Origin of the sequence: Thiolapillus sp., assembly GCF_048562965.1 — a bacterium.
GTDB classification, from domain to species: domain Bacteria; phylum Pseudomonadota; class Gammaproteobacteria; order Chromatiales; family Chromatiaceae; genus Thiolapillus; species Thiolapillus brandeum_A.
In genome coordinates this window covers 1-5,490 of the sequence record NZ_JBHNMF010000212.1, presented here as the reverse complement: position 1 = coordinate 5,490, position 5,490 = coordinate 1, and the positions used below count along the sequence as shown (strand labels likewise).

General features: G+C 56.4%; 3 protein-coding genes and 2 pseudogenes. All 5 read right to left on the bottom strand.

The window, feature by feature from the left end:
- A complete protein-coding gene (locus ACOCD2_RS11535) occupies window positions 1-3,276 on the bottom strand; it encodes a DEAD/DEAH box helicase (protein WP_419588931.1) in 3,276 nt (1,091 codons plus the stop codon).
- A complete protein-coding gene (locus ACOCD2_RS11530) occupies window positions 3,273-4,052 on the bottom strand; it encodes a hypothetical protein (RefSeq protein WP_419625702.1) in 780 nt (259 codons plus the stop codon). The genes ACOCD2_RS11535 and ACOCD2_RS11530 overlap by 4 nt, the downstream gene beginning before the upstream one ends.
- Window positions 4,053-4,205: 153 nt before the next feature.
- Window positions 4,206-4,415 (bottom strand): annotated as a pseudogene (locus tag ACOCD2_RS11525) (hypothetical protein); the annotation flags it as partial.
- Between the two features lie 105 nt (window positions 4,416-4,520).
- Window positions 4,521-4,772, bottom strand: coding sequence for a hypothetical protein (locus ACOCD2_RS11520; RefSeq protein ID WP_305800790.1), 252 nt, complete (start codon window positions 4,770-4,772; stop codon window positions 4,521-4,523).
- A gap of 101 nt (window positions 4,773-4,873) precedes the next feature.
- Window positions 4,874-5,490, bottom strand: a pseudogene (locus ACOCD2_RS11515) (hypothetical protein); the annotation flags it as partial.

Here is a 5,490-nt window from a genome sequence, read left to right as displayed (position 1 = left end):
TTAAGAATCCTCCCCTGCAAGAACCTCCCATAGCTTCTTGTAACCAGATCCGCTTAGAGCTGCCTGCTCGGGTCTCGCGCGGCTCCAATCCCCAGGCGACATGTTTTTCAGAAAATCCCGCGCCTTGCCAACAGAATATCGTGCGTCGTCACTACCGAAGACATCGCGATAGAGCAAGCCAAGCCTTTCGGCCACACTTCGAGGGGCGGAATTCATCCGCATCAGTACAGCATCTTCCGTCCGTACGCCGTGATAAATCATCGCTGGCAGAGCGTTGATTCGACGGCGATCGGCCTCGGTCATCCTTTCAAAATCCATCCCCGATACACGGCTCAAAGCCGAAACACCCCAGGTGCCATTATTAACGATGGCGCGATAGATTGCCTTGCAGGCGTCGGTAAACGCCTCGGTTTCCGAGCGCTCGTTGTCCCGTGCAAAATAGGTTTTCGCTATATCTTCTATGCGAACGCCATTTACCCAGTCGCGGGTGATATTGGACAAATGGGCATGGTCGAATCCATCACCACCGACTTCTTCCAGCTGCTTCAGTTGGGGCACCTTGAGCATGACCCCGAACAAGTCAGCCATGCGCCCTGCATCTCCAAACAAGCTTTCCGGTGCCCAGTCATCGGGCCTTAGCTGCTCTTCAAGATTCCGCATGCCGCTCATCGCTTTTTGTACCCCTTCAGGAGAAAAACCGGTCAGATCAGCCAGCTCCGCCGCTCCCGGCATATCGGCCAGCTTGCTGGCATAGGTTTTCGTTGCATTCAGCAAGGCATCGGCTTTGTCCCGTTGGGTGGGGTCATTGCGCAGGGTCGTGTAGCCGTAGGTCTGCCGAAGAAGTTGTTCCGATTCCGCCAGCACCGCGTCGAGATTTTTCTTTTCCGCCCAGAGATGGGCGACATAGCAGCGGAAATCTTCCCACTGATCCTGCCAAAGAACGGCATCGAGATCGTTGAGTTGGCCTTGGGCTGCCAGATCATCAAGGAGTGCAACCAAGCGGGAGGCGAGAGCACCGGTATTGCGACGGGCAAAGTCGATGATCGCATGTCGATCCTTGCCCTCCGCAAGGCCGACAACACCAACGCTGTCATGACCGATCCGTCCAGCCCGACCAGCGAGGTTCCAGAATTCCCGAGGAGACATTTCGACCGACTGCCGTCCCTGCGGGACAAAACGGGAGGCCAGGAATATTGACGACACCGGGAAATTGATACCCTGCGCAATGGTCGATGTCGCACACAAAACGCGCAGATGGCCGGACTCCGCGAGCCACTCCATGAGTGTTCGTATTTCATCCGACAATCCAGCATGGTGAACACCAACACCATGATCGAGCATTGCTATCAACTCGAAGCCTTGGCTGACTTCGGTCTTGAGAAAATCCTGGACCAGTCGCACGTCGTCGGGAATGACAGCAAACTTCGGAACACTCTTGGCCGCATGGCGCGCCATGTTCCAGACCGTCTTGATGTTGTTGGCGACGGCAATACTGGTGCCCCGTGCAGACATGACAGAGGCCATGGCCGCCGTCTGTAGGCCGAATCCCTTTTGCTGCCCCCCGGCCAATACCTTGTTCTTCGGTACATCTATCGGTCTGCAATCGCCCGCGCGATGCGTACCGCGCAATTTTATGGCCCTTTCGGTAACTGTGAGAGTTTCATATTCCAGCCGCCATCCGGCACGTTCGCTGTCATCTGCGACCGCACGGTAAAGCCCGACGATTCGTTCGTTTGGCTTCCAGGCGGTGGTGCTGAAACTGATTGCCTTCCCGGCGTTGACGTCTTGCGCAAGCCAGCGCGCCACGGTCTCACTGCTCTCGACATAGGGCATCAACAACAGGAAATTGGCTTGCGGACAATCACGCTTGATGGTGGCGAGAAGAAACTCTATCCGCAGCCCTCGGGCCTCTGTTTCGAGATTGTGTGCTTCGTCCATGACCACAAGCGCAAGCGGACGCGACACGTTCTTGTTGCGGATGACCAGCGAAAGTTTCTCCGGGGTCGCAACCAGCACATCGAAAGGCTTTTCCTGATCGGTAAGAAGTTCCTCTTCGAATGCATCGACCTCAATCGCCCCGCTGAGTTGCTCAACCCGCAGACCGATCGGCTCGAAGTCACGGCGCAGCCGTCGCGTGATCTGCGCGCTCAATGCTCTGGTGGGTGCAACATAGGCGACCCAGCCGGGAGCATCCGGCACATCGAACTGGTTAAGTGCTTGCAGAATCCTGAACTGTGCCAGCAAGGTCTTGCCGCCAGAGGTTGGCATGTCGATGACGATCGCGGTCTTGGCCTGATCGAGAAGCCCCTGTTCGAGCAGGGCGGCCCGCTGTGGCGGCAGCAGCTCAAACATTGCCTGGTGCTCTCGTTTGGTCAGTGCCCTGACGAAGGCCGACACACGGGAGTTGACGGTCCGCGTGCCCCACCACAGGGAGTTGGTGACCATGATTCGGCTAGCGGCGTGCAGCCAGCGCAGGATCACCTCATGCCGGGCATCACCCGATGCGGTTGCGGCCTCGATGCCCGATTCGAAATGCTTGTCGAGATCGCCGAAAACGGTACGGGATTGCCCTTGCAGCATGTACTCAGCAAGAATTTCGGTCGCCTTCGCCCAGTGATAAAGGCCGATCAGGCGCAGGGCGATGGCCCGGTCTTCCGCCGCGGAACCATTGCTCAGACACGCCTTTTCATGCGTTTTCTGATCTTCCCGCAGTCCGGCGATGATTTCACGGATGCGATCCAGGTCATCCCAGCCATCCTTGCGGAACAGACGCACCCAGCACTCGAACAAGCGGTAGAGCAGTCGCCGGTCCCATGCCGCATCCGCCACCGATGGCACCGCAGTCGCGGCGCTATTTTCATTGAACCAGCGCCGCAGGTCGGACCAGCGGTCACCACAATAGGCAACGGCCGCCAGTTGCAGCACATGGAAGATGCGCTCTTCCGTGTTTTCCGGTATCGGAGCCAGACGACGAATGTCGAAGGCGTGATGCGAAGCAGCCGCGGTTTGCCCTCGCAGCTCATTATCGCCGCCATCGGGGCGGGTTAGGGCCTCCAGGCCCTCGATCGCGGCCATTTCATAGGCTAGGGCGATGCGCTCCAACAGCTCTTCGTCGGCTTCATCTTCGGCAAAGGCGAAGGTGATCTGGCGGCCAAGCGCCTGACGAACCAGATGCTCGTTGACCAGTTCGGCGGCACGGGTGCGCTTTTCTGCGGGAATCGCGCTGAGCGCCCAATGAGATTGCAGGTTTTCAAGATCCTTAGCGGTAATGGTCATGCGCTACCTCCCGCCTGTGCAGCCAGGTCAGCGATTGCGCCGCCAAGCAAATACAGCGCCAGCAGTTCAATCTGCGTGCCTGCCGGGCAGCCATTACCAAGTTTCTCAACCCGCACGCGCACGTCGTCGACGTTTGGCTCGACATCGCGCACTAGGACACCAAACAGCTGAACATCCGAAGTGTTGTTGAGATATCGCTTGCTGGCAGCCTTGAACCGGTCCAGCCAAGTCGAATTCTTGGCGCGAAAACCAAGGTATTTGAACAGGTCGTTGCGAATACCCTCCTTGTCCCGCAGGTCTTCCAACTGCTGCTTCAGCCCGGTCCGCCCATAAACAGCTCCGGGCGGGTACTTGGCTTCGCCGGACGTCTTGACCTCACCGAAGACGAAGCGGTCGCCGTGTTCATCCTGCTGAACACCCACCAGATCGGCCCCAGGCAGACTCGAACCGCTCTTGCGCTCATCCCGCCCGTCAGGCCAGGGAAACAAACAGTTACGGTGCTCGCTCAGATAAGCTTCGGCAATGGCCTCGCCAACCCGCCAGTCCTCGATGTCATCGGGAGCTGCCAATGCCTGCGCGAGTTGCTCCTGCTCGAAAGAGGTTTCAGCGACACCGGCCAACAGTTCCAGAATGTCAGCCTTGCCCTGGTCATCGAAGACCAGCGCCGCCACTTGGTCTTCGATTGCCTCGTCCAGCTCTTCCGCGTTCCACGACCGGCCTGTCCCCTTGCTCGGCGAGGATCCAAGGTTATAGCACTTAGCCCCAGCAGCGATCATACCGCCACCTCACCGTTCATCAGTTTGGGCAGAAGGAGATCACGAGCTTTGGCAAGTTTCTCAGTTGTTCGCTGAAGATTGGAAATCTGAAGGTCAATCGGAATTACATGCTCCATGAACATCGTTGCAATCTGACCTGATGGTTGCAGCAGCTCAACTCCATACAGGTCTTTTTTCGTGATCGCCGCAAAAATAGCCCCGCCACCCATCATGTCCTCTTTGAAGAAGTGGTTCTTGAGCGCTGTCAAGTCCCGATAGATCATAGATTTTCTTTTTGAATAATTCCGGTTGTTTTTTGTGCCAATCCTTAAGCGCCTGAATGGGCGTGATGTGCCCGATGTTTTTCTGCGGGACATGGTAGTTGTCGGGTTCCATGTGATTATATTCCAAAAAGGAGCTATCCTTTATTCCGAACTAGCCAGATATTGGACAAGGCTAATGATATTCTTTGCCATGTCCGCCACCTCTCTAAGGCGCTGATTCTATGTGTGTTCTATTATAGGCCAATTTCTTGAAGCGTGGCTGAATAACGTAGGTAATCAAGTAAGGCAATGACCCCAGCTCGGCATCTTGCAGACGGAGAATAACCACCAAATCTGTATGTTTGCCACGATTCCAAATCGAGCGATATTTGGATTCATAGGCGTATCGGAATTCGACCGGGCCGTTGAATTCGATCAGATCAAATCCGCGACCACGCAGTTTTTCTTCTGCTAACAAGCTGTCTGGATCGGCGACCAGGGACAGCTTGCTGACATTGGGAACAAAATCATTCAGGATGGCGTCTCGCCAACTACTTATTTTTGAAGATGCACTAGGGTTTATTGTGAGCCTCGTCTGCGCGAATACTCTTGGATTCGCATGTAACGAGCATCTTGCACAAGCTGTGGCGCAACCTGCCCGATCTCATCCAAACATTGCCCCAACTCACTGGTCGCCCACTGTTGGTCAGCAATTACGGCATTCAGCAGGCGCAATGCATCCGCCGGGTATCGGCTGCATAAACCCGATTCGTGCAGCAGATGCACGATGTAGTCTGGGCGCTCGATCGGTAGCAGCCAGTCTTTTACCGCAGCCAAAGCAGCCGGGAATTCGCCTCGGGCGGCAATGCTCATCAGGGTTAAGCGTTCGGCAAGTCGTGGGGTGGCCAGGTCGCGGGACTTGGGCCAGACCTGTTGCCAAAAGGGCTGGACACGGTTCTTCCAGTAGTCCTCGCGCCGATCGGCAGATCCTTCGAGCGCCTGGAAAAGCGCCTGCGCGGACGCCTCAATCCCGTCTTGAGGCAGCGCACCCATCGCAGAACGGAATTCATCCATGGTGTATCCTTCGGTTGGCTCCAATGCTGCGTACGTCAGGAAGGCTGCGAACCGTTGTTTGTAGCGTCCACTCAGGTCGGTATAGTGCTCTGCACTCTCAAGGAACGGGGCTTTGAGTGCCG